Origin of the sequence: Gluconacetobacter sacchari, assembly GCF_014174255.1 — a bacterium.
In the GTDB taxonomy this organism is placed as follows: Bacteria; Pseudomonadota; Alphaproteobacteria; order Acetobacterales; family Acetobacteraceae; genus Gluconacetobacter; species Gluconacetobacter sacchari.
The window spans coordinates 145021-167620 of record NZ_JABEQJ010000001.1 but is presented as its reverse complement, the minus strand read 5'-3'; the positions used below and the strand labels follow the sequence as shown (position 1 = coordinate 167620).

Here is a 22600-nt window from a genome sequence, read left to right as displayed (position 1 = left end):
GGTCGGCCCGGTCGCCGGCGGCGCCACGGCGCGGAAACGAGGATGTGTGTGTTATGGGTAGCTTGAGCATCTGGCACTGGCTGATCGTCCTGGCGGTGGTGCTGGTCCTGTTCGGCGGCGGCGGCAAGATCAGCACGCTGATGGGCGATGTCGCGCGCGGCGTGAAATCGTTCAAGAAGAACATGGCCGACGACGAGAGCATGGAAAACGGCAATGCCGGGTCGGGCGGGCATATCGCCCCGCCGGGACCGGCCGCGGGCGCGCAGCGCGATGCCAGCTTCTCGGCGTCCAGCCGTCCGTCGGGGTCCTCGACCCCCTGAGCCTGTGGCCGCGCGCGCAATTCGGGATCATTTCGCGATATGGACCAGATGACGACGACCGACCTGTGGGCCGGGGCGGTGCGGGAGATCATCGCCGCGGGGCGGCGGATGGACCGCTTCGGCTGGGTGCCGGCCACCGCCGGCAATATCAGCCGCCGCCTGCCTGACGGGCGGATCGCGATTACGCGGTCGGGCGGGCACAAGGGGCTGCTGGCCGCCGACGGGGTGATCGAGGTCGCGACCGACGGGCGCGCGGTGCATCCGGGCGACCGGCCCAGCGCCGAGACGCTGCTGCATTGCCAGCTCTATGCCCATGACCCGGCGATCGGGGCGGTGCTGCATGGCCATTCGGTGGCCTCGACGGTGCTGTCGATGATGGCGGCGGATGGCGCGATCGTGCTGGCGGATTACGAGGTCCAGAAAGTGTTCGCCGGGCAGACCACCCATGAGGCCCGCGTGCGGGTGCCGGTGTTCGACAACGACCAGGACATTGCCCGGCTGTGTACCGTGGTGGCGCCCGATCTGGGGCGGATGCCGGCGGGCTATGTGATTCGCGGGCACGGTGTCTATGTGTGGGGCGACACCATGGACGTGGCGCTGGCGCGGCTGGAGGGGCTGGAATTTCTTCTGGCCTGCGAACTGGAAAAGAGGAAACTCGGCCGATGAGCCGTCTGACTGTCTATCGTGATGACGATCCGGGCAGCGTCGTGCTGCGTACCGAGGACGCCGCGGGTATCGCGGAGGCGCTGCGGGAAATCGGCGTGCGGTTCGAGCGCTGGGACAGCCCGGTGGTGCCGGCGCCCGATGCCGCGCCCGACGCGGTGCTGGCGGCCTATCGCCCCTATCTGGACGAATTGATGGGCGAGACCGGGGCGGGGTCGGCCGATGTGGTGCGCATTACGCCCCAGACGCCGAACCTGGCCGCGCTGCGCGCGAAATTCCTGTCGGAACACATCCACAGCGAGGACGAGGTGCGCTTCTTCGTCCATGGCTGGGGCAATTTCGTGCTGCATGTCGGGGGGCGCATCCATGACGTGCATTGCGTCGCGGGGGACCTGATTTCGGTCCCCGCCGGGATTCCGCACTGGTTCGATGCCGGGCCGGAGCCCGATGTCGTGGCGTTGCGGGTGTTTACCGACACGACCGGCTGGATCGCCCATTATACGGGCGACGATATCGCCGAACGCTTCCCGGCGGCGTAAGGAGCGGATGACGGTGGCGGAAGCGATGCGCGGGGACGGACCCGACTCCGTCCTGCTGGATATCGAAGGGACGACGATCCCCGTCGCCTTCGTGCATCAGGTTCTCTTTCCCTATGCCCGGCGGGCGCTGCCCGGCCTGCTGGCCGCGCGGGGCGGCGAGCCGGCGGTGCGCGACGCGGTGGCCGCGATCGCGGCGCTGGCGCCCGGGGTCGACCCGCTGGCGCAACTGAATGCCTGGATGGACCGGGACGAGAAGATCGGGCCGTTGAAGGCGTTGCAGGGGCTGGCCTGGGAAGAGGGCTATCGCACCGGCGCCTTGCGGGCGACGCTGTATCCCGACGTGCTGCCGGCGCTGCGGCGCTGGCACGCGGCGGGGGTGCGGCTCGCGGTCTATTCCTCGGGCTCGGAGGCGGCCCAGCGGCTGATCTACGGCCATACGACCGAGGGCGACGCGCGCGGCCTGTTCGACGGGTTCTACGACCTGCGGATCGGCGGCAAGCGGGAGGCCGACAGCTATCGCGCCATTCTGGCCGAGGCCGGCTGGGTCGCGGGGCGGACCCTGTTCCTGTCCGATATCGTGGCGGAGCTGGACGCGGCGGCGGAGGCCGGGCTGCGGACCTGCCAACTGGTCCGGCCCGAGGACGGCACGCGGCCCGGCGGGACGCATCGGGTGGCGGCGACGCTGGACGAGGTGGCGGGCCTGTTCGGCCTGCCCGACGCGCCATGAGGGCGCATCTGCATACCGGCTGGCGCCACATTCCCACCGAGGCGCGGGGCATGGCGGCGGCGCTGGGCAATTTCGACGGCGTGCATCTGGGCCATGCCCATCTGCTGCATGCGCTGCATGGCGCGCGGCCCGACCTGGGCCTGGCGGTGGTGACGTTCGAGCCGCATCCGCGCGAATTTTTCCGCCCGCAGGATCCGCCCTTCCGCCTGACCCTGGCCGACGAGCGGCTGGCGGCCCTGTCGGCGCTGGGCGTGCGCCATGTCTTTCAGATTCCCTTCGACGCCGCCCTCAGCGCCATGACCGCCGAGCGGTTCGTGACCGACGTGCTGCATGAGGGGCTGGGCCTGCGTCATGTCGCCTGCGGCGTCGATTTCGCCTTTGGCCATCGCCGCGGCGGCAATGCCGCGTTCCTGGCCGAGCGGGCCGAGGAACTGGAGATCGGGATGACCGTGGTGCCGCCCCTGACCGACGAGGGGGGGCCGTTTTCCTCGACGCGCATCCGCCGGCTGTTGCAGGACGGCTATCCGGAGCGCGCGGCCGAGGAACTGGGGCACCCCTGGGCGATCCGGGGCGTGGTGCATCATGGCGACAAGCGCGGCCGCCTGCTGGGCTTTCCCACCGCCAACGTGCCGTTGGGCCGGCATCTGGAGCCGGCGCGGGGGGTCTATGCCGTGACCGTGCGGCTGCCGGACGGCCGGACCTGGCCCGGGGTGGCCAATGTCGGCCGCCGTCCGACCATCAATGACGGGCAGGAAAGCCGGCTGGAGGTCCATCTGCTGGATTTCGAGGGGGATCTGTACGGCCAGACCCTGTCGACCGCCCTGCATACGCTGCTGCGCGAGGAGCGGCGCTTCGCGGGGCTGGATGCGCTGAAGGCGCAGATCGCCGAGGATGCGGCGACGGCCCGTGCCTATCTGGAGCGGCTGGCGCGGACGGGCGGCTGATTGGCCCCGTGCCCGGCCCCGTGCTTGACCATCCGGTATGTGGCTCCGCATAAGGTTGGGCCGCGACGGAAGGGCGTGATCCTTCCGTCACATCGTTATCCATCGTCGCCAGCAGCCAGAAATTCAGGGTCATGACCGAGTCGAAGTCACAGGATCTCTATCGGGATACGGTATTCCTGCCGAAAACCAGCTTCCCCATGCGGGGCGGCCTGCCGAAGCGGGAGCCGGAGATTCTGGCGCACTGGGCGGAGAGCGGGCTGGACCGGCTGCTGCGCGCGCAGGCCGAGGGCCGGCCGTCCTTCATGCTGCATGACGGGCCGCCTTATGCGAACGGCAACCTGCATATCGGGCACGCGCTGAACAAGATCCTGAAGGATGTGGTCAACCGCGCCCATCGCATGGCCGGCTTCGCGGTGCATTACCGGCCCGGCTGGGACTGCCACGGCCTGCCGATCGAATGGAAGATCGAGGAGGAATACCGCAAGTCGGGGCGCGACAAGGATTCGGTGCCCGTCTTGCAGTTCCGCGCCGAATGCCGGGCCTATGCCGCGAAATGGGTCGAGATCCAGGCCGCCGAATTCCGCCGGCTGGGCGTGCAGGCGGAGTGGGACGAGCGCTATGCCACGATGGATTTTTCCTCGGAAGCCACGATCGTCGAGGAAATCGGGCGTTTCCTGCTGAACGGGCTGCTGTATCGCGGCCTGCGGCCGGTGATGTGGAGCCCGGTGGAGAAGACGGCGCTGGCCGAGGCCGAGATCGAGTATCGCGACCATGAATCGACCACGATCCATGTCGCGTTCCCGTTCATCCACGACCCGACGCCCGGGCGGGCGTTGCAGGACGTGTCGGCCGTGATCTGGACGACAACGCCCTGGACCATTCCGGCCAACCGCGCCATCGCCTTCGGGCCCGAGATCACCTATGCCGTGCTGCGCGTCGACGGGGTGACCGACAGCGCGCTGCTGGAGCCGGGCGCCCGCCTGCTGGTGGCCGAGGCGCTGATCGCGCCGTTCTGCGACGCCGCCGGGATTACCGAGCATTATGTGCTCTATACGATGCCGGGCGAGGCGCTGACGGGTGCGATCTGCGCCCATCCGCTGCGCGGGGAGGGCTACGATTTCGACGTGCCGCTGCTGGGCGGCGATTTCGTCACCACCGAGGCCGGCACCGGCCTGGTCCATATGTCCCCGGCGCATGGCGAGGACGATTTCGCGCTGTCGGTGGCCCATGGGATCGAGGTGCCGGAACTGGTCCTGGATGACGGGCGCTATGCCGAATGGGTGCCGCTGTTTGCCGGCGCGCATGTCTTCAAGGCCGCCGAACCGGTCTGCGCGGCGCTGGCCCAGGCGATGGCGCGGGCCAACGAGGCCGGCGCGGCGCCGGCCGGGCTGGTCGCGCGTGCGACGCTGGTGCATTCCTATCCGCATTCCTGGCGGTCGCGCGCGCCGGTGATCTATCGCGCCACGCCGCAATGGTTCATCCGCATGGATGGCGAGGGGCAGTTGCGTGCCCGGGCCCTGCGGGCGCTGGAGGACGTGACCTTCGTCCCGGCGCAGGCGCGCAACCGCCTGACCTCGATGGTCGCCGGGCGGCCGGACTGGTGCATCAGCCGCCAGCGGGCGTGGGGGGTGCCGATCGCGGTGTTCGTCGAGAAGCGTTCGGGCGAGGTGCTGCGCGACCCGGCGGTGATGCAGCGCATCGTGGAGGCCTTCCGCGCCGAGGGCGCGGATGTGTGGTACACCGCTCCGGCCAGCCGCTTCCTGGGCGAGGGGCGGAACCCCGACGAGTACGAGCAGGTGTTCGACATCGTCGATGTGTGGTTCGAGAGCGGATCGACCCATGCCTTCGTGCTGGGGCGCGACGGCATGCCGTTTCCGGCCGACCTGTATCTGGAAGGGTCGGACCAGCATCGCGGCTGGTTCCAGTCCTCGCTGCTGGAAAGTGTCGGCACGCGCGGGGTCGCACCCTATCGCGCGCTGGTGACCAACGGCTTCGTGCTGGACGAGCAGGGCCGCAAGATGTCCAAGTCGCTGGGCAATGTCGTGGCGCCGCAGGATGTGAACGACTCGCTGGGCGCCGATATCCTGCGCCTGTGGGTAATGAATTCCGACACCAACGAAGACCTGCGGATCGGCAACGAGATCCTGAAGCAGCAGGGGGAGCTGTATCGCCGGCTGCGCAATACGCTGCGCTGGCTGCTGGGGGCGCTGGACGGCTTTACCGACGCCGAGCGCGTGCCCTACGAGCAGATGCCCGACCTGGAGCAATGGGTGCTGCATCGCCTGACCGAGCTGGGGGCGCAGATCGATCGCGCGGTGAAGACGCATGAGTGGGTCGGGGTCTATGCCGCCATCCACGGGTTCTGCGCCACCGACCTGTCGGCCTTCTATTTCGACGTGCGCAAGGATGCGCTCTATTGCGACGGCGCGGACAGCCCGCGCCGCCGGGCGGCGCGCACGGTGCTGGACCATCTGCATCGCTGCCTGTGCGCGTGGCTGGCGCCGGTGCTGGTCTTTACCGCCGAGGAAGCCTGGACCGCCCGGTTCGGCGCGGGGGAGAGCGTGCATCTGCAACCCTTCCCGTCGCTGCCCGAGGAGTGGATCCGTCCGGACCTCGCCGATCGCTGGACGACGCTGCGGGCGGTGCGCCGCGTGGTGACGACCGAGATCGAGGCGGCGCGGCGCGGGGGGATCGTGGGGTCGTCGTTGCAGGCCGCGCTGGAACTGAAACTGTCCGCGGAGGAAGCCGCCCGGTTCGCCGATGTCGATTGGTGCGAACTGGCGATCGTGTCGCAGGCCTCGGTGAGCGTGGAGCCGGGGGCGGCGTCGCTCTTCCTGTCCGGCGGTCCCGAGGAGGAGGCGCGGGACGGGGGGGCGGTCGGCGCTCATGGCGTGCCGACGATCTCGGTCGCCACCGGGCATAAATGCGCCCGCTGCTGGAAGGTGCTGGACGAGGTGGGGAGCCATGCCGCCCACCCCGAACTGTGCCTGCGCTGCGTCGCGGTCATCGACGCCCGGGCCGGCGCATGAGCGGTGCGGCCTGGCGGTGCCGCGCCATCGGCGCCGCGCTGTTTATGCTGGTCCTGCTGCTGGACCAGGGCAGCAAATACTGGATCCTGCATGTCCTGGACCTGCCGGAGCGGGTGTCGGTTCCGGTGCTGCCGGTCTTCAGCCTGACCATGGTGTGGAACCGCGCCATTACCTTCGGGATGCTGGGCGGGCTGGCCGGGATGGGGCGCATCGTCTTCACCGTGGCGGCGCTGGCGGTGGTGCTGGGGCTGACGGTCTGGCTGGCGCGCACGACCCGGCCCTGGGTGGCCGGGGGACTGGGCGCGGTCATGGGGGGGGCGATCGGCAATGTGATCGACCGGCTTCATTATGGCGCGGTGGTCGACTTCATTCATCTGCATGCCTTTGGGCATAGTTTCTATGTGTTCAACCTGGCGGATGCCTCGATCGATTGCGGGGTGGCGATTTTGTTGTTCGACGGGCTGATCGAGCGGCGCGGCCTTGCCGGAGCCGGGCAGGAGCGGTAGAAAGCGAAGCATGGCGCCCCTATTCCCTCGTCTGGTTCCGTTCGCACTTCTGCTGTCGGGCGGAGTCCTTCTTGCCGGTTGCTCCGGCTCGGATCTCAATCGGGCCTTCGGCCTGGAACGCGACTCGCCGGACGAGTACACGGTGACGACGCGCGCCCCGCTGTCGATGCCGCCGACGCAGGAGCTGGCGGTGCCGCACAGCGATGCCGCGCGCCCGCAGGATGAAAGCCCGAGATTGCAGGCGCTGGAGACCCTCTCGCCCAACGTCGCGCTGCAAGGCGCCGACGGCGCGCCCAGCGCCGGCCAGGCCGCCCTGGTGAACGAGGCCAACGCGGCGTCGGAAAGCTCGGACCAGGGCGAACTCGGCCGGGCCGGGCAGGGCTTCATCAACCAGCTGATGTTCTGGAATGGCGGGGGAGCCGGCGGCGAGGTGGATGGCGAGGCGGAGAACCGTCGGCTGCGCCAGAACGCGGCGCTGGGCAACAGCCCGACCCAGGGCGCCACGCCGACCGTCAAGAGCAAGGCTCCCGGCAAGTAGGCCGCGGCAAGGACGACCCTGGCAAGGCTGACCCTGGCAAGGCGGCAATGGCCGATTGCTTGTCGGGTCGCGGCCGGCATCGAAAAGGAGTTCGCCCCTTGGGGCGGATGGTCTAGCCTGACCGCATGAGCGAATCGTCCGGCCTGCCCGCCCGACCGGTGATCCGGCGTCTGTCGGAACAGGTGGTCAACCGCATCGCGGCCGGCGAAGTCATCGAACGGCCCGCCGCCGCGCTGAAGGAACTGGTCGAGAACGCCATCGATTCCGGGGCGCGGCGGATCGCGATCGTGCTGGAACAGGGCGGGATCGACCGGATCGAGGTCGTCGATGACGGGTGCGGCATGACGCCGGACGACCTGGTGCTGGCGGTCGAGCGGCATTGCACATCGAAATTGCGCGACGAGACGCTGGTGCGGATCGAGACGCTGGGGTTTCGCGGCGAGGCGCTGCCGTCGATCGGGGCGGCGGCGCGACTGTCGGTGATCTCGCGCCCGCATGGGGCCGACAGCGCCTGGCGGGTGTCGGTGGAGGGCGGGCTGGTGGGCGCGCCCGCGCCCTGCGCCGGCAGTGCCGGGACCCGCGTGGTGGTGGAGGATATGTTCTTCGCCACGCCCGCGCGGCGCAAGTTCCTCAAGAGTGCGCGGGTCGAGGCCGGCCATGCCGACATCACGGTGCGCCGGCTGGCGCTGTCGGCGCCGCATGTCGCGTTTCGCCTGCAACTGGACGACCGGGTGGTGTTCGACCTGCCGTCGCAGGACATGGCGGACCGGGTTGCCGCCATCCTGGAGACCGAGGGCGCGGACGGCATGCTGCCGGTCGAGGGTGTGAAGGGGGACCTGGTGCTGAGCGGCTTCGCCTGCGGGCCGTCGGTGCATCGGGCGACGGCGGCGGGGCAGATCCTGCTGGTCAATGGCCGGCCGGTGGTCGACCCGGTGCTGCGCACGGCGGTGCGCGTCGCCTATCGCCATGTGATCGAGCATGGGCGGCATGCGGTGGTCGCGTTGTCGCTGACCGTTCCGCCCGACATGGTCGATGTGAACGTCCATCCGGCCAAGACCGAACTGCGCTTTGCCGATGCGGCTGCGGTGCGCGGCCTGGTGATCGGCGCGCTGGGCCGGGCGTTGGGTGGAGGCGCGGGAGTCGCCGGGGTGCGGCCGGGGCTGTTGCAGTCGCGCGCGGCGGGGCCGGCGCGGATCTGGTATCCGCCGGCCGATCCCGCGCCCGCGCGGCCTGCGGGGGCGGTGTTCGCGGCGCCGGGGCCGGCGGCACTGGCCGGCGGGCGACTCGATCTGGGCGATCGGCCGTCGGCGCGGGTGCTGGACCCTGTGGTGCCGGTTGCGATGCCTGGGGCGATGCCTGTGTCGGCGCCTGTGGAAGAAGACCCGGCCGTTCTGGCCGATCCGGTGGATTATCCGCTGGGCGCGCCCGTGGCGCAGGTGATGGGGACCTATGTCATCGCGGTGTCGGGGGACGGGGCGCTGGTGCTGGTGGACCAGCATGCCGCGCATGAACGCCTGACGCATGAACGGCTGCGGGCCCAGTATCTGGACGGCACGCTGCGCGCGCAGCGCCTGCTGCTGCCCGAAGTGGTGACCCTGCCGCGTGGCCGGGCGGAGCTGGTGCTGTCGCGGGCCGGCACGCTGTCGGCGCTGGGGGTGGAGATCGAGCCGTTCGGCGGCGATGCGGTGCTGGTGCGGGCGTTGCCCGCGCTGTTGGGCACCGACGACCCGGCGGGGCTGCTGCGCGACATGGCCGATGAAATGGCCGAGGACGACCTGGCCGAACCGGACGAGATCCAGGCGCTGGACGGGCGGCTGGATGCCATCCTGGCGCGCATGGCCTGCCACGGCAGCGTCCGGGCCGGGCGCAGCCTGACGCGGGCGGAGATGGATGCGCTGCTGCGCGACATGGAACGGACCCCGCGCGCCGGCACCTGTTCGCACGGGCGGCCGACCTGGCTGAAGCTGAGTCGCGCCGATCTGGAAACCCTGTTCGGGCGGCGATGAACGCCTCGCCGGACCCGTGGTTGCGTGAAATGCCGAAAACCGGCGAACCTCGGCAGAACGTGAGCGGTGCGTGGGTGGTCTCGGTGCCGGAAGGGGGATAGGCTTCCCTATCTTTCACGGACGATGAGACCGACGTGCATCCTATCCTGCTCTCCCTGGTCACATACCTGCCGCTGGGCGGCGCGCTGGCCATCTTCCTGATGCGCGGCACCTCGGAGGCGGTCGAGACCGCGTCGCGATGGGTGGCGTTGTGGACCAGCCTGCTGGTCTTCGCGCTGTCGGTGGTGATCTGGGCCGAGTTCGATCCGCAGGTTCCGGGCTTCCAGTTCGTGCAGCAGGCGGACTGGGCCGCGTCGTTCGGCGTGTCGTACCATGCCGGGATCGACGGGATCAGCCTGCTGTTCGTGCTGCTGTCCACCTTCCTGACGCCGCTGGCGGTGATCGGCGGGTGGAAGCTGGTCACGAATCGGGTGCGCGACTACATGGTCGCGCTGCTGCTGCTGGAAACCACGCTGGTCGGGCTGTTCTCGGCGCTGGATCTGGTTCTCTTCTACGTGTTCTACGAGGCGACGCTGATTCCGGGCAGCCTGATGATCGGCGTGTGGGGCGGGCCGAAGCGGGTCTGGGCCTCGATGCAGTTCTTCCTGTTCACCTTCGGCGGTTCGCTGTTCATGCTGCTGGCGCTGCTGGCGATGTGGACCATGACCGGCACCACCGACATTCCCGCGCTGATGCAGGCGCATTTCGCGCCGGCGATGCAGTGCTGGCTGCTGCTGGGCTTCGTCCTGGCCTTCGGGGTGAAGCTGCCGCTGTTCCCGCTGCATGCCTGGCTGCCCGATGCCTATACCGAGGCGCCGACGCCGACGACGGCGATGTTGTCGGGCGTGCTGTCCAAGGCCGGTGCCTACGGGCTGCTGCGGTTCGGGGTGCTGATGTTCCCCGACGCGGCGCGGCTGTTCGCGCCCTATGTGCTGACGCTGGGCGTGATCGCCGTGATCTATGCCGCCATCGTCGCCCTGGCGCAGACCGACATGAAGCGGCTGATCGCCTATTCCTCGTTCTCGCACATGGGGGTGATCGCGGTCGGGCTGTTCACGCTCACGCCCGAGGGGATCGACGGCGCGATCTTCCAGATGCTGTCGCATGGCGTGATCATCACCGCCCTGTTCTTCTGCGTCGCCGCCGTGTCGTGGCGGGCCGAGACGCGGTCGATCGACGCGTTTTCGGGCGTGGCCCACAAGATGCCGGTATTGGCGACGCTGGGCATGCTGTTCGTGATGGCCAATGTCGGCCTGCCGGGCACCGGGGCCTTCGTCGGCGAATGGCTGGTGATGGTGGGGGCGATCCATGTCTCGTTCTGGATCGCGTTCCTGGCGGGCAGCAGCATGATCCTGGGCGCGGTCTATATGCTGGTGCTGTATCGCCGGGTGATGTTCGGCGCGCCGGGACGTGGCGTGGTGGCGATGCTGCGCGACCTGACCGGGCCGGAACTGGCGGTGCTGGTGCCCTGCGCGCTGGTCACGCTGTGGATGGGCATCCATCCCACCAGCTTCCTGCGGGTGTTCGACCCGGCGGTGGTCAATGCCGTTTCGGCGCCCGCGGTGCAGGCGGCCCTGGCGCCGATGCATCTCGCGGCGAACTGATCCGGTCGTCAGGCGGTCCGGAGGAGGCCGCCTGTCGCCGCCGCGACCACGTCGCGCGTCAATGTGTCCAGCAGGCGGGTGCCGATGCGGGCGTGCTGCCAGTAGAGCGGGACGTCCAGCGGGTGGTCGGGCGCCAGGCTGACCAATCGTCCGGCTTGCAGATGTTCGGCGACCAGGGGGATCGGGTTCATGCACCAGCCCATGCCCGCCAGGGCGGCATCGATGAAGCCGTGGGTGGAGGGGATCCAGTGGGTCGGCATGTCCGGGATGCTGCCGAGCAGCGACCGGGTCCAGCGGGCATGCAGATCGTCCCGCCGGTCGAAACGCAGGACCGGCGCCCGTGCCAGGGACGCGGCGTCGATGCCGCAGGCGAACCATCGGGCGGCGAAGGCGGGCGAGGCCGTCGCCGCGTAGCGCAATGCGCCCAGTGAAACCGTGCGGCATCCCTGGACGGGCGCGTGGTCGGTGGTGACGGCGGCCAGCACGTCGCCCGAGCGCAGGCGTTCCGCCGTATGGTCCTCGCCCGCGATCACGAGGTCGACCAGCCGGTCGCCCTGTCCGGCAAAGGCGGCGATGGCGGGGATGAACCAGGTGGCCAGGCTGTCGGCATTGACCGCGACGCGGATCGTCGGCGGGCCGGAGCCGGCGATCTGGCTGGCCAGCCCCGGCAGGGCGGACGCCATCTCGCCTTCCAGCAGGCGGACCCGTTCGACATGGGCGCAGAGCCGCGCGCCGATCGTGGTGACGGTGCAGGGTTGGCCGCGTACGATCAGCACCGCGCCCAGCCGGTCTTCCAGCGCGCGCACGCGCTGCGACACCGCCGAGGCCGTGACGCCCAGCGCGGTGGCCGCGCGTTCGAAACTGCCTTCCCGCGCCACAGCGGCGACGGCGGCCAGCGCGGCGTAATCGAGCATCGGATTTAGTCCTGCTTAATCGGGTGAAGGGAATGAAGCTGGATTACGGGATGATCCGCCTGCATGGAAGCGGCCATGTTGATTCCTTCCGGCTTTGCCAGCGGGTTCGGCCTGACGGCCGCCCTGATCGTCGCCATCGGCGCCCAGAACCTGTTCGTCCTGCGTCAGGGATTGCTCCGGCGGCATGTCGCGCCGGTGGTGATGTTCTGCGCCCTGTCCGACATGCTGCTGGTTTCGGCCGGTGTGCTGGGGATGGGGGCGGTCGTGCGGACGATACCCGCGCTGGTCTGGGTCATGTCGCTGGGCGGGGCGGTGTTTCTGGCGTGGTACGGGCTTGGGGCGCTGCGGCGCGCTATGGCGCCCGCCGCCATGGTGGCCGACGAGCGCGACCGGCCGGACAGTCTGCGCGGGACGCTGGGGCGGGTGGCGGCCTTCACCTATCTGAACCCGCATGTCTATCTGGACACGGTGCTGCTGATGGGGGCGGTGGGCGGTGGCCTGCCCGGCCCGGCCCGGCCGCTGTTCGTGGCGGGGGCGGCGACGGCCAGTGCCCTGTGGTTCACGGGCCTGGGGTTCGGCGCGCAGCTGCTGCGCCCGGTCTTTGCCCGCCCCGCCGCGTGGCGCGTGCTGGACGGGATCGTGGCGGTGGTGATGCTGGCGCTGGCTGGCATGCTGGCCGTGCGTGGCCTGGGGGGCGCGGCCCCGTACCTGGCGGCGCTGTACCGGTTCTGAACCCGGATTATGTGTTCGGATCGTCGCGTGGTATTCTTGTGACGAGGAGTATCCCGGATGCCCGTTCCGTCATCGAAGCCCTGGTTTGCCGCCAAGAGTTACGGCATCGGCTCCGGCCTGCCCATCGCATGGCAGGGCTGGGTGACGCTTATTCTGTTCGTCGGTGCGCTGCTGTCTGTTTCGGCGATTCCCGTCTTCTTTCATTCGGTGTTTTCGGTCGTGATCGAGATCGCCGGCATTCTCGGCGTCCTGGCGGTCTTTCTCGTGGTCTGCGCGGCGAAGACCGATGGCGGCTGGGCGTGGCGGTGGGGTGGGGGCGACGCGTGAGCCGGATTACCCGACGACGCGACCGTTGTCGGCACGTTTCTCTATATGGTGGTCATCCCGGCGTATTGCGGGCTGGTGTGGCGGGCGCGACCGCCAGCCGGTGTGTGGCGACGGGCTGGACGTAGATCCAGTCCCGGGATCTTGGAATCCAGACCCGGTTGTGGCGCAGGAATTCGGCGCCCAGCAGGCTCTGCGTGGTTTCGCCGACCGACAGGAACGGATGGCTATAGTGGAACGGGCCGAGTTCGAGACTGTCGAACCGGTGCATGAAACGCTCCAATTTCTCGTCATCGATGCCGAAGCCGATGCCTTTGCGGTCACTGGCCATGTCGGCCTTGCGGACGCCCGCGGCGCGTGCGTCGTCGGCGGCAATCAGCGTGCCCTGGGCGCCGCTGTCGAGAATCGCGTCGATCGGGTGGCCGTTCAGCTTGATGCGAACGATGATCTTGCTTTCGTCCGTGCCGCTGTAACCGGTGGGGACCTTGTAGAAGGTCCCGCTCCAGCGCGGGATGAGGCCTTTGCAGCCGTGGATGCCGTATAGATTGATCCGGTGATCCGGCAGGTCGAAGACGACATCGTAATTGGAGAGGAAATCGGCCCCGAACAGGCCGACGATCGGCAGGCCGTCGATCGTGCGGCCGTTCATCAGCCGGCCGACGGCGACGAAGGTGACGTCCGACGTGGTTGCGGCGCCCAGGCCCATCGCGCTTGCCGTGACGACCGTGCCCGTCGTTTCGCCGCCGGTGCCGCGCAGGCGGACCTGGCGAAAGCTGGATGACAGGTCGAGCCTGTCGACCTGCTGCGGCCATACGCTGCTGGCCACGGCACCGGTATCGACGATGAAGGCGACCGGGTGGCCGTTGACGCTGGCCCGGACGATCGGCGAGCCCCGCGTGTTCAGCACCTCCAGGTCGCCGATCGTGGCGATGGCGCAGGAGCCGTCATCGGCGCAGGCGGCAAGACACAGGGGGATGCAGAGCAGCAGCCAGCGCTGGAAGCGAAACATGACCGAATGGTAAGACGGTTTGTAAAGCCCTGACAAGGTGGCCGGAGGTCAGCCGCCTGCCCGCGCGAACCAGGGGGCCATGCGGCGCAGGGCCTCCTCCAGCCGGTCGGTCGAGACCGCGAAGCTGAAGCGCATGAAGCGATTGCCCTCGACGGGGTCGAAATCCAGCCCGGTCGCGGTGGCGACGCCGGTATCGGCCAGCAGCCGCAGGCAGAAACCCAGGCTGTCATTGGTCAGGTGGCCGATATCGGCATAGATGTAGAAGGCGCCGTCGGGTGGCGCGATGTGCCGGATGCCCAGTTCGGGCAGGCGTTCGAGCATCAGGTCGCGGTTGTGGCGGTACATGCGGACATGGCCGTCGAGTTCCTCGCGGCAGTCGAAGGCGACCAGGCCGGCATGCTGGCTGAGCGACGGCGGGGTCAGGAACATGGTGCCCACGCGCGTCTGCACCGCCTCGACCAGCGACGGGGGGGCGACCAGCCAGCCCAGCCGCCAGCCGGCCATGCTGAAATATTTCGAGAAGCTGTTGACGACGAGTGCCTCGGGCTCGTCCTGCAGGATCGAGCGTGCCGGGCCGACATAGCTGAGCCCGTGATAGATCTCGTCGGAGACGATGCGGATGTTGCGGGCGCGGCAGAGGGCGACGATGGCCTGCATTTCGGCCTCGGGCAGGATCGTGCCGGTGGGATTGGCGGGGCTGGCCAGGATCACGCCGTCCGGCGGCGGGTCCAGCGCCGCGATGGCCGCCGCCGTGAGCTGGAAGCGGTCGGCCGGGCCGCAGGCGATCTCGACCGGTTCCATATACAGCGCGCGCAGGCTGTTGCGGTACGCGACATAGCCCGGCCGGGCCAGCGCGACCCGGGCGCCGGGGGTAAAGGCGCTGTTCAATGCCAGGACGAAGGCGGGCGAGGCGCCGCAGGTCAGCCAGATCTGCTCGGGCCGGACGGCGACGCCATAGGTTTCGTGGTAGTGGCGGGCGATGCGCGCCTTCAGCGGCGCGCTTTCCCAATAGCCCATGGCGTCGGTGTCGAGGATGCGGTGGGCCTCGGCGATCGCCGCCTTCGGCGCGCCGGTCGAGGGCTGGCCGAATTCCATATGCACGATATCGCGCCCTTCGGCCGCCATCTGGTGGGCCACGGTGCTGAGGCCGACGGCATGGAAGGGGTCGATTCGGGGGACGATCATGGGGGCCTCATGCGGGTGGCAGGGCGGATCTTGCGGGCATAGTCGCCGGGCCGGCGGGGGGCAAGCTAGCGCGCGCGCCCCAGCGGCCGGCCGGATGCCGTGCGCAGGAACGTGCCCGCGTGCAGGCGGGCCTCGATGTCCTCGAGCGACAGGCCGCGTGTTTCGGGAACGAAACGCAGCACGAACAGGAAGGCGAGGGCGTTGACCAGCCCGAACAGCAGGAAGGTGCCGCCCGCGCCGAAGCGCTGGACCATCGACAGGGTGGTGAGCGAGATCAGCAGGTCGGCCCCCCAATGGGCCGCCGCCACCAGCCCCATGCCCTTGCCGCGCACCGACAGGGGAAAGACCTCGGCCCCGATGATCCAGATGGTGACGGACAGGCTGCCGACATTCAGCACCGCGTAGCCCAGCAGGGCCGCCACCATCAGCCAGGGATGCGGGGGCCCTCCGCTGGCCTGGCTGTGGAACAGTTCGGCCAGCACCAGCAGGCACAGGCTGGCCCCCGGCAGGAAGCGCAGCAGCAGGGCGCGCCGGCCGATCGCCTCGACCGCCCAGTTGCCGAACAGGGTCGCCACGATGATCGCCACCCCGACCGCGACGGAGGTGAGCAGCGCCGACCCCTGGCCGAACCCGGCGCCGGAAAAGATGGTGGGGGCGTAATACAGCACGGCGTTGATGCCGCCGAGCTGGCACAGCAGGGCGACGCCGATCGCGGCCACCAGGGCGGGGCGGACCCATGGGCGGGCCAGTTCCGACCACGGGGCCTGCCGGTCGTGGGCGTCGACGATGCTTTGCAGTTCGTGATCGGCCACGCGATGGCTGCCGCGTACCTGGCGCAGGACGGTGCGCGCGCCGTCGAAATCGCCCCGCATGGCCAGCCAGCGCGGGCTGTTGGGCAGGAACGCCATGCCCAGCAGCAGGATGGTGGCGGGAATGATGCCCAGCCCGAACATGAGCCGCCAGCTTTCGTCGCGCAGCAGGTAGCCGGCGACGAACGAGACCAGCAGCCCGCACACCACCGCGAGCTGGAACATGCCCACCAGGCGCCCGCGCCGGTGCGCCGGGGCCAGCTCGGAGATATAGAGCGGCACGATCTGCGACGCCGCCCCCACCGCCAGCCCGAGGACGAAGCGCGCCGCCGTCAGCATCCAGGCGCCGACGGCCAGCGAGGCCACGACCGTGCCGACGATGAAGATGGCGGCGGCCACCATCACGGTGCGCCGGCGGCCGCCCCGGTCGGAGAGCGGCGCCGCCCCGAGGCAGCCCACCAGCGCGCCGGCGATGATCGCCGAGGTGACGATCTGCTGGCCGCCGATATCGAGATGGAATTGCGGGGTGATCTGGAGCAGGGCCGCGGAAATAATGCCGGTATCATAGCCGAACAGGAGGCCGGCGGCGGCGGAAATGCCGGCGATGACATCGATGAGCAGCTTCGCTTTGGCGCTTTCTTTTTCATTCATTGCATTATTTTATGAAGAAATTGGGGGAAAATCAAAAGCAAACGGAGAGGTAGGGTACAAAAAGACCGCGATGCCGGACAAATTTGTGATAATCTTCGATCGTATCTTGCACAATGCTCCGGCGCGCTGATGCGCGGGCAGCCGGGGCCATGGGAAGGAGCGGTATGACGGGCGCGTGTGATCACGTACTTGTGACGTAGCGGGTGAACGTCGATCGGGACGCTGCCACGCTGATCCGGGCACATGCGCCGTCCCGGGGCGGGGTATGGGATGCGATGATGAGGAAACGGAAAAAATAATGAATAATAATAAGATATTCCACCCTGCGGATTCGGGCAGGGCGATGGCGGGCACCGGTCTGTGCCCTGTCGGGCCGGTCCATGCCAATCTCCATCCGCCGGAACTGATCGGGCATGCGATCCGCCGGGAGGAGGGCAGCCTGTCCTCGGGCGGCGCGCTGATGGTGCGGACGGGCCTGCACACCGGCCGCTCGGTGCAGGACAAGTTCATCGTCGAGGAGGACGCGACGCGCGACGCGGTGTGGTGGGGGGCGATCAATGCGCCGCTGTCGCCGGGATCGTTCCTGCGGGTGTGCGACCATGTGCGCGGCTATCTGAACGGGCAGGCGCTGTTTACCCAGGACCTGTACGCGGGTGCCGATCCGGCCCATCGGATCCGTATCCGGCTGGTGACGACCCATGCGTGGCATGCGCTGTTCGCGCGCGACATGTTCATCCGCCCGCCGGCGGCGGACCTGGCGGCGTTCGAGCCGGATTTCGTGATCCTGCATGCGCCGGACCTGGAACTGGACCCGGCGGCGCATGGCGTGCGCAGCACGACCGGCGTGATCCTGTCGCTGGAGCGGAGGCTGGTGGTGATCGCCGGCACCGAATATGCCGGCGAGATCAAGAAATCGATCTTCACGGTCATGAACTGGCTGTTGCCGGAGCAGGATGTCATGCCGATGCATTGCTCGGCCAATATCGGCCCCGGCGGCGACGTGGCCCTGTTCTTCGGCCTGTCGGGCACCGGCAAGACCACGCTGTCGTCCGATGCCTCGCGCCGGTTGATCGGCGATGACGAGCATGGATGGTCGAAGGACGGCGTGTTCAATGTCGAGGGCGGCTGCTACGCCAAGGTGATCGGCCTGAAGCGCGAGGCGGAGCCCGAGATCTGGGAGGCGTCGCACCGGTTCGGCACCGTGCTGGAAAATGTGGTGGCCGACCGCGACGGCGTGCCGGACTTCACGGACGGGTGCCTGACGGAGAACACGCGCGCCTGTTATCCGATCGATTTCGTGGCCAATGCCAGTCCGGACGGGCGGGGCGGGGTGCCGCGCCATGTGGTGATGCTGACGGCCGATGCGTTCGGCGTGCTGCCGCCGATCGCCCGGCTGACCCCGGCGCAGGCGGTGTATCACTTCCTGTCGGGTTATACCGCGCGGATCGCCGGGACCGAGAAAGGGCTGGGCAAGGAGCCCCAGGCGACCTTCAGCGCCTGTTTCGGCGCGCCGTTCCTGCCGCGCCCGCCCGAACTGTATGGCGCGCGGCTGGCGGCCAGCCTGGCGCGGACGCCGGTGACGTGCTGGCTGGTGAATACCGGCTGGACCGGCGGGCCGTACGGGACCGGCCGGCGGATCGCGCTGGCCCAGACGCGCGCGCTGGTCAATGCCGCGCTGGACGGGCGGCTGGACGACGTGCCGTTCCGTGTCGAGGATCATTTCGGCCTGTCGATCCCGACCCGGGTGCCCGGCGTGCCCGACAGCCTGCTGGACCCGGCCTCGACCTGGGCCGACCAGGCGGCCTATGCCCGTGCGGCCGCCGACCTGGCGGCGCGGTTCGAGAAGAATTTCGAGATTTTCCGCGAGGGCTGCGCGCCGGAGATCCGCGAGGCGGCGATCCGTCCCCGCGCGACAATGTGACGCGTGGCGCCGGAGGGCGGGGGGTGGTTGCTCTTGACCCCGGCCCTCGGGCCGGGCCTAAGATCGCTCCGTTCTCCGGGGGGGCGCATGCGAGCGGCTGAGAGAGGGGTGTTTTCCCCCTGACCCGTCGAACCTGATCCGGGTCATGCCGGCGAAGGGATGGGAATTGTGCGCGGCGCCGCGATGCGCCGACGTCATGACATTTCGCGCCGGCGCGCCCCCTCAACGAGCCAAGAGGACGCGCCATGAATATCCAGACACCGCCCCCCAATCCGCCGCGCCAGCCGACGCGCACGCCCGCGACCGGCGATGTGACGGTCGGGCCGCGCGCCGGCGGCCGCAAGGTCTATCAGGACGGCACGCTGTTTCCGGAGCTGCGTGTGCCCTTCCGCCAGGTCGACCTGCATCCCAGCGCCGGCGAGCCGCCGGTGACGCTGTATGATCCGTCTGGTCCCTATACCGATCCGGATGCCGCGATCGACATCGCGCGCGGACTGCCGGCCCTGCGGGCGGGCTGGATCGCGCGGCGGGGCGATTGCGCGGTGGTCGACGCGCCGCGCCAGGTGCGGCCGGAGGATAATGGCGGGGCCAGCGGGGCGGCGCTGGCGCCGGCTTTCGACAATGGCGGGCGGATCGTGCGGCGCGGGCGGCCGGGCCGGCCGGTGACGCAGCTTGAATACGCGCGGGCCGGGATCGTGACCGAGGAAATGGAATATGTCGCGATCCGCGAGAACCAGCGCCGTGTCGCGACGGAGCAGCCATTGCGCGACGGCGAGGATTTCGGTGCCAGCATTCCGGATTTCGTGACGCCCGAATTCGTGCGTGACGAAATCGCCCGGGGGCGCGCGGTGCTGCCGGCGAACATCAACCACCCGGAACTGGAGCCGATGATCATCGGCCGGAACTTCCTGGTGAAGATCAATGCCAATATCGGCAATTCCGCCGTGCTGGGCCATGTGGCCGACGAGGTGGACAAGATGGTGTGGGCGACGCGCTGGGGCGCCGACACGGTGATGGATCTGTCGACCGGCCGCAATATCCACAATATCCGCGACTGGATCGTCCGCAACAGCCCGGTGCCGATCGGCACGGTGCCGATCTATCAGGCGCTGGAAAAAGTGGGTGGGGTGGCCGAGGACCTGACATGGGAGGTGTTTCGCGACACGCTGATCGAGCAGGCCGAGCAGGGGGTGGATTATTTCACCATCCATGCCGGGGTGCGGCTGGCCTATGTGCCGCTGACGGCGCGGCGGGTGACGGGCATCGTCTCGCGCGGGGGCTCGATCATGGCCAAATGGTGCCTGGCACACCATCGCGAGAGTTTCCTGTATGAGAAATTCGCCGAGATCTGCGCGATCATGCGGGAATATGACGTGAGTTTCAGCCTGGGGGACGGGCTGCGCCCCGGATCGATCGCCGATGCCAACGATGCCGCCCAGTTCGCGGAACTGCGCACGCTGGGCGAACTGACCCGCGTGGCGTGGGACCATGGCTGCCAGGTGATGATCGAGGGGCCGGGCCATGTGCCGATGCACAAGATCAAGGCCAACATGGACGAGCAGCTTGCCCATTGCGGCGAGGCGCCGTTCTATACGCTCGGGCCGCTGACGACCGATATCGCGCCGGGCTACGACCACATCACCAGCGCCATCGGGGCGGCGATGATCGGCTGGTTCGGCACCGCCATGCTCTGCTATGTCACGCCCAAGGAACATCTCGGCCTGCCCGACCGCGACGATGTGAAAACCGGGGTGATCACCTACAAGCTTGCCGCCCATGCCGCCGACCTGGCCAAGGGGCATCCGGCGGCGCGGCTGCATGACGATGCGGTGTCGCGCGCCCGTTTCGAATTCCGCTGGGAGGATCAGTTCAATCTCGGCCTGGATCCCGAGACGGCGCGGTGCTTCCACGATGAGACCCTGCCGAAGGAGGCGCACAAGACGGCGCATTTCTGTTCGATGTGCGGGCCGAAATTCTGCTCGATGAAGATCAGCCAGGATATCCGCGATGCCGCGCGGGGCCAGAATGACGGGGCGGGGATGTCGGCCGCCGAAATTACGGCCGGGCTGGCTGAGATGGGGGAGAAATTCCGTGCCGCCGGGAGCGCGATCGACGTGGCCGTGACGGAGTAGGGGACCACTCTTCGGGGGGCCGCCCGGCCGGTGGCCGGGCGTGCCGGGAGACGGGTCCGCTCATGGTTGTCCGTGTCCTGCACCGCGATTTCCGGGCTGGTTTCGGAAATGCGGTGCGAACAACCGATGCGGATGTCAGGACGGAGCCTTCGCCCGGCCCGGGCGGGGCTTCTGCTTTCCCGCCGGTTGGAACATCGCGCGGCAGCGCGGCGAGAGCTGGTCGATCTTCTTCTTCATGCAGGCCGTTATCTTGTCTTCATTCGGAATGGCGAGAGGACACAGCTTGATCGCGTCGCCACGGCAGGCCGCGCTCTGTTCGCTTCGGGACGCGGCATGCGCCGTGCCCAGAAGAAAAATGGCAAGGACGAATGGGACGAAGGCCGCGCGTCTCAAGGTCGCTTCTCCTCGATGGATGGGGATGGTCGGGGCCACCCGCAAAATGCGCTTTTTCAACGCATTCCATACGCGATAGTTCGGGTCGGGTTACGAAAGGGCGTTCTCCGTCGCGTGAAACCGCGCGGTGGCCGGATCTGCCCGATAGGACTCCGCCACCGGATAGGGCGCGCGGGCCAGTTCGTCCACGGCGGCGACGACCCGTGCCGCCTTGGCGTCATCCATCAGCACGCTGAAATTCAATCGTGTCCAGCCGGGCTTGCGCATTTCGTCGCCCGAGAGGATGGCGGCGCGCATAGCGTCGGATTGCGTGCGGTCGATGCCGAGCAGCCGGTGGGCGTAGGGGCCGGCGCAGGCGCAGCCGCCGCGCGCCTGGATGCCGTAGCAGTCGGACAGCATGCGGGTGAAGAGCTGCTGGTGGAGGAAGCCGCCATGCCGCGGGTCGCGGACCTGCACCGAGAAGATCGGCAGGCGCCGCGCGGCGCGCGGGTTGCCCAGGATGACGAGGGCCGGGTTGCGGTCCCAGGCCGCGCGGGCCGCGTGGTACAGCGTGTCGTGGCGGGCATCCATGACATCCTGGCCGATCGCGTCCTTGACCAGGAAGGCCAGGGCGGCGCGGATGTCGCCGATCACGTTGGGGGTGCCGGCTTCCTCGCGGGTTGCGATGCCGCCGGCGTAATCATGGCCCCAGGGGGAGACGAAGCGCACCGTGCCGCCGCCGGTCACCACCGGCCGGCGCAGCGTGACGGCTTCGTCGCGGACGATCGTGATGCCCGAGGCGCCGGGGCCGCCGATGAATTTATGGGGCGAGATCACGACGGCGTCTTTTTCCCACGGCGTGCCGGGCTTCATGTCGATCGGCAGGTAGGGGCCGCCGCCGGCGTAATCCCATACCGCGCGGGCGCCGTGGGCTTTCAGCAGCGCCGTCACCGCGTCGGTATCGGTGACGATGCCCGTGACGTTGGAGGCGGCGGAGAAGGCGCCGATCTTCAGCCGGTCCGGGCCGGCCGCCGCCAGTGCCGCCGCCAGGTGGGCGAGGTCCGGGCCGCCCCCGGCGGCTTCGTCGATTTCCACGATCTCGGCGCCGCTTTCGCGCCAGGGCAGGATGTTGGAATGGTGCTCGTACGGGCCGATGAACACGACCGGGACCGTGCCGCCGCGCGCCGCCTCGGGCACGCCCAGCAGCGCGACCAGCCGGTTCAGCCCGGCCGTGGCGCCGGCGCCGGTGAAGATGGTCGAGAATCCGTCATCCGCGCCGCACAGCCGGGCGATGGTGGCGCGCGCGGCATGGCGCAGGCGGCTGACATGGCGGCCGCAGAACGAGGCCTCGGTATGGCTGTTGGCGTACCAGGGCAGGATGTGCGTCATCACGAATTCCTCGACCTGGCGCAGGGCCCGGCCGGAGGCGACGTAATCGGCGTAGATCAGCCCGTGCGTGCCGAAGGGGCCGGGAATGGGGGCGCCCTCGCCGATCAGGCCCGCGCGCAGCCCGTCCAGGCCGCCGGCGCGCAGGGAGAACGTGAAATCGGTGAAGAGATCCTGTCCGTCGCGCATCGTCATCCGCCTCCGCCTTGACCAAGAGAGGGCGGAAAATAGACGGGATTCGGTGGAAAGA

General features: G+C 69.0%; 20 protein-coding genes and 1 riboswitch. Of the genes, 14 read left to right on the top strand and 6 right to left on the bottom strand.

Annotation, left to right across the window (positions count from 1 at the left end; all coding sequences use genetic code 11):
• The first annotated feature begins 53 nt into the window (after window positions 1-53).
• The 10 genes from HLH48_RS00755 (at window position 54) to HLH48_RS00710 (ending at window position 10915) form a co-directional block, all read left to right on the top strand.
• Window positions 54-320 carry a twin-arginine translocase TatA/TatE family subunit gene (locus HLH48_RS00755; RefSeq protein WP_182995588.1) on the top strand — a complete coding sequence of 89 codons (267 nt, stop codon included), beginning with the start codon at window positions 54-56 and terminating at the stop codon, window positions 318-320.
• 39 nt (window positions 321-359) lie between these two features.
• Window positions 360-986, top strand: coding sequence for a methylthioribulose 1-phosphate dehydratase (locus HLH48_RS00750; protein WP_182995587.1), 627 nt, complete (start codon window positions 360-362; stop codon window positions 984-986).
• A complete protein-coding gene (locus HLH48_RS00745) occupies window positions 983-1522 on the top strand; it encodes a 1,2-dihydroxy-3-keto-5-methylthiopentene dioxygenase (protein WP_182995586.1) in 540 nt (179 codons plus the stop codon). Before HLH48_RS00750 ends, HLH48_RS00745 begins: the two co-directional genes overlap by 4 nt.
• Before the next feature lie 7 nt (window positions 1523-1529).
• Window positions 1530-2249: an acireductone synthase gene (gene mtnC / locus HLH48_RS00740; RefSeq protein WP_182995585.1), complete on the top strand. Its 720-nt coding sequence runs from the start codon at window positions 1530-1532 to the stop codon at window positions 2247-2249.
• The gene (locus HLH48_RS00735; RefSeq protein WP_182995584.1) at window positions 2246-3193 is read left to right on the top strand and encodes a bifunctional riboflavin kinase/FAD synthetase; all 948 of its coding nucleotides are present in this window, start codon (window positions 2246-2248) and stop codon (window positions 3191-3193) included. The genes mtnC and HLH48_RS00735 overlap by 4 nt, the downstream gene beginning before the upstream one ends.
• A 131-nt stretch (window positions 3194-3324) precedes the next feature.
• Complete coding sequence (gene ileS, locus HLH48_RS00730; protein ID WP_182995583.1) at window positions 3325-6222, top strand: isoleucine--tRNA ligase; 2898 nt, start codon at window positions 3325-3327, stop codon at window positions 6220-6222.
• Window positions 6219-6728: a signal peptidase II gene (gene lspA, locus HLH48_RS00725; RefSeq protein ID WP_182995582.1), complete on the top strand. Its 510-nt coding sequence runs from the start codon at window positions 6219-6221 to the stop codon at window positions 6726-6728. The genes ileS and lspA overlap by 4 nt, the downstream gene beginning before the upstream one ends.
• Window positions 6729-6738: 10 nt before the next feature.
• Window positions 6739-7266 carry a DUF3035 domain-containing protein gene (locus HLH48_RS00720; protein ID WP_182995581.1) on the top strand — a complete coding sequence of 176 codons (528 nt, stop codon included), beginning with the start codon at window positions 6739-6741 and terminating at the stop codon, window positions 7264-7266.
• A gap of 125 nt (window positions 7267-7391) precedes the next feature.
• Window positions 7392-9272, top strand: coding sequence for a DNA mismatch repair endonuclease MutL (gene mutL / locus HLH48_RS00715; protein ID WP_182995580.1), 1881 nt, complete (start codon window positions 7392-7394; stop codon window positions 9270-9272).
• Window positions 9273-9406: 134 nt separating this feature from the next.
• The gene (locus HLH48_RS00710) at window positions 9407-10915 is read left to right on the top strand and encodes an NADH-quinone oxidoreductase subunit M (protein WP_182995579.1); all 1509 of its coding nucleotides are present in this window, start codon (window positions 9407-9409) and stop codon (window positions 10913-10915) included.
• An 8-nt stretch (window positions 10916-10923) separates the two neighbouring features.
• On the opposite strand, the gene HLH48_RS00705 is transcribed toward HLH48_RS00710, so the two are convergent.
• On the bottom strand, window positions 10924-11829 hold the full coding sequence (locus HLH48_RS00705) for a LysR family transcriptional regulator ArgP (RefSeq protein WP_182995578.1): 906 nt from the start codon (window positions 11827-11829) through the stop codon (window positions 10924-10926).
• Between the two features lie 75 nt (window positions 11830-11904).
• Here HLH48_RS00705 and HLH48_RS00700 point away from each other — a divergent pair, with 75 nt between their 5' ends.
• Both HLH48_RS00700 and HLH48_RS00695 read left to right on the top strand, forming a co-directional pair.
• Window positions 11905-12561: a LysE/ArgO family amino acid transporter gene (locus HLH48_RS00700; RefSeq protein WP_182995577.1), complete on the top strand. Its 657-nt coding sequence runs from the start codon at window positions 11905-11907 to the stop codon at window positions 12559-12561.
• 57 nt (window positions 12562-12618) lie between these two features.
• The gene (locus HLH48_RS00695) at window positions 12619-12888 is read left to right on the top strand and encodes a hypothetical protein (protein ID WP_182995576.1); all 270 of its coding nucleotides are present in this window, start codon (window positions 12619-12621) and stop codon (window positions 12886-12888) included.
• Between the two features lie 52 nt (window positions 12889-12940).
• On the opposite strand, the gene HLH48_RS00690 is transcribed toward HLH48_RS00695, so the two are convergent.
• From HLH48_RS00690 to HLH48_RS00680, 3 genes are all read right to left on the bottom strand, one after another.
• Complete coding sequence (locus HLH48_RS00690) at window positions 12941-13894, bottom strand: aspartyl protease family protein (RefSeq protein WP_182995575.1); 954 nt, start codon at window positions 13892-13894, stop codon at window positions 12941-12943.
• 48 nt (window positions 13895-13942) lie between these two features.
• Window positions 13943-15079 carry an aminotransferase class I/II-fold pyridoxal phosphate-dependent enzyme gene (locus HLH48_RS00685; protein ID WP_182995574.1) on the bottom strand — a complete coding sequence of 379 codons (1137 nt, stop codon included), beginning with the start codon at window positions 15077-15079 and terminating at the stop codon, window positions 13943-13945.
• A gap of 65 nt (window positions 15080-15144) precedes the next feature.
• Window positions 15145-16539 (bottom strand): sugar porter family MFS transporter, encoded by a 1395-nt coding sequence (locus HLH48_RS00680; protein WP_182995573.1) that lies wholly within the window; start codon window positions 16537-16539, stop codon window positions 15145-15147.
• Between the two features lie 343 nt (window positions 16540-16882).
• On the opposite strand from HLH48_RS00680, the gene pckA reads away from it, so the two are divergent.
• Both pckA and thiC read left to right on the top strand, forming a co-directional pair.
• Window positions 16883-18460, top strand: a complete 1578-nt coding sequence (gene pckA / locus HLH48_RS00675) for a phosphoenolpyruvate carboxykinase (ATP) (RefSeq protein WP_246386619.1) — start codon at window positions 16883-16885, stop codon at window positions 18458-18460.
• A gap of 67 nt (window positions 18461-18527) precedes the next feature.
• A riboswitch (TPP riboswitch) is annotated at window positions 18528-18637 on the top strand.
• 68 nt (window positions 18638-18705) lie between these two features.
• On the top strand, window positions 18706-20592 hold the full coding sequence (gene thiC, locus HLH48_RS00670; RefSeq protein WP_182995571.1) for a phosphomethylpyrimidine synthase ThiC: 1887 nt from the start codon (window positions 18706-18708) through the stop codon (window positions 20590-20592).
• A 135-nt stretch (window positions 20593-20727) separates the two neighbouring features.
• On the opposite strand, the gene HLH48_RS00665 is transcribed toward thiC, so the two are convergent.
• Together HLH48_RS00665 and HLH48_RS00660 are read right to left on the bottom strand one after the other, a co-directional pair.
• Window positions 20728-20985, bottom strand: a complete 258-nt coding sequence (locus tag HLH48_RS00665) for a hypothetical protein (RefSeq protein ID WP_182995570.1) — start codon at window positions 20983-20985, stop codon at window positions 20728-20730.
• A gap of 90 nt (window positions 20986-21075) precedes the next feature.
• Window positions 21076-22539 (bottom strand): aminotransferase class V-fold PLP-dependent enzyme, encoded by a 1464-nt coding sequence (locus HLH48_RS00660; RefSeq protein ID WP_182995569.1) that lies wholly within the window; start codon window positions 22537-22539, stop codon window positions 21076-21078.
• Window positions 22540-22600: the final 61 nt, after the last annotated feature.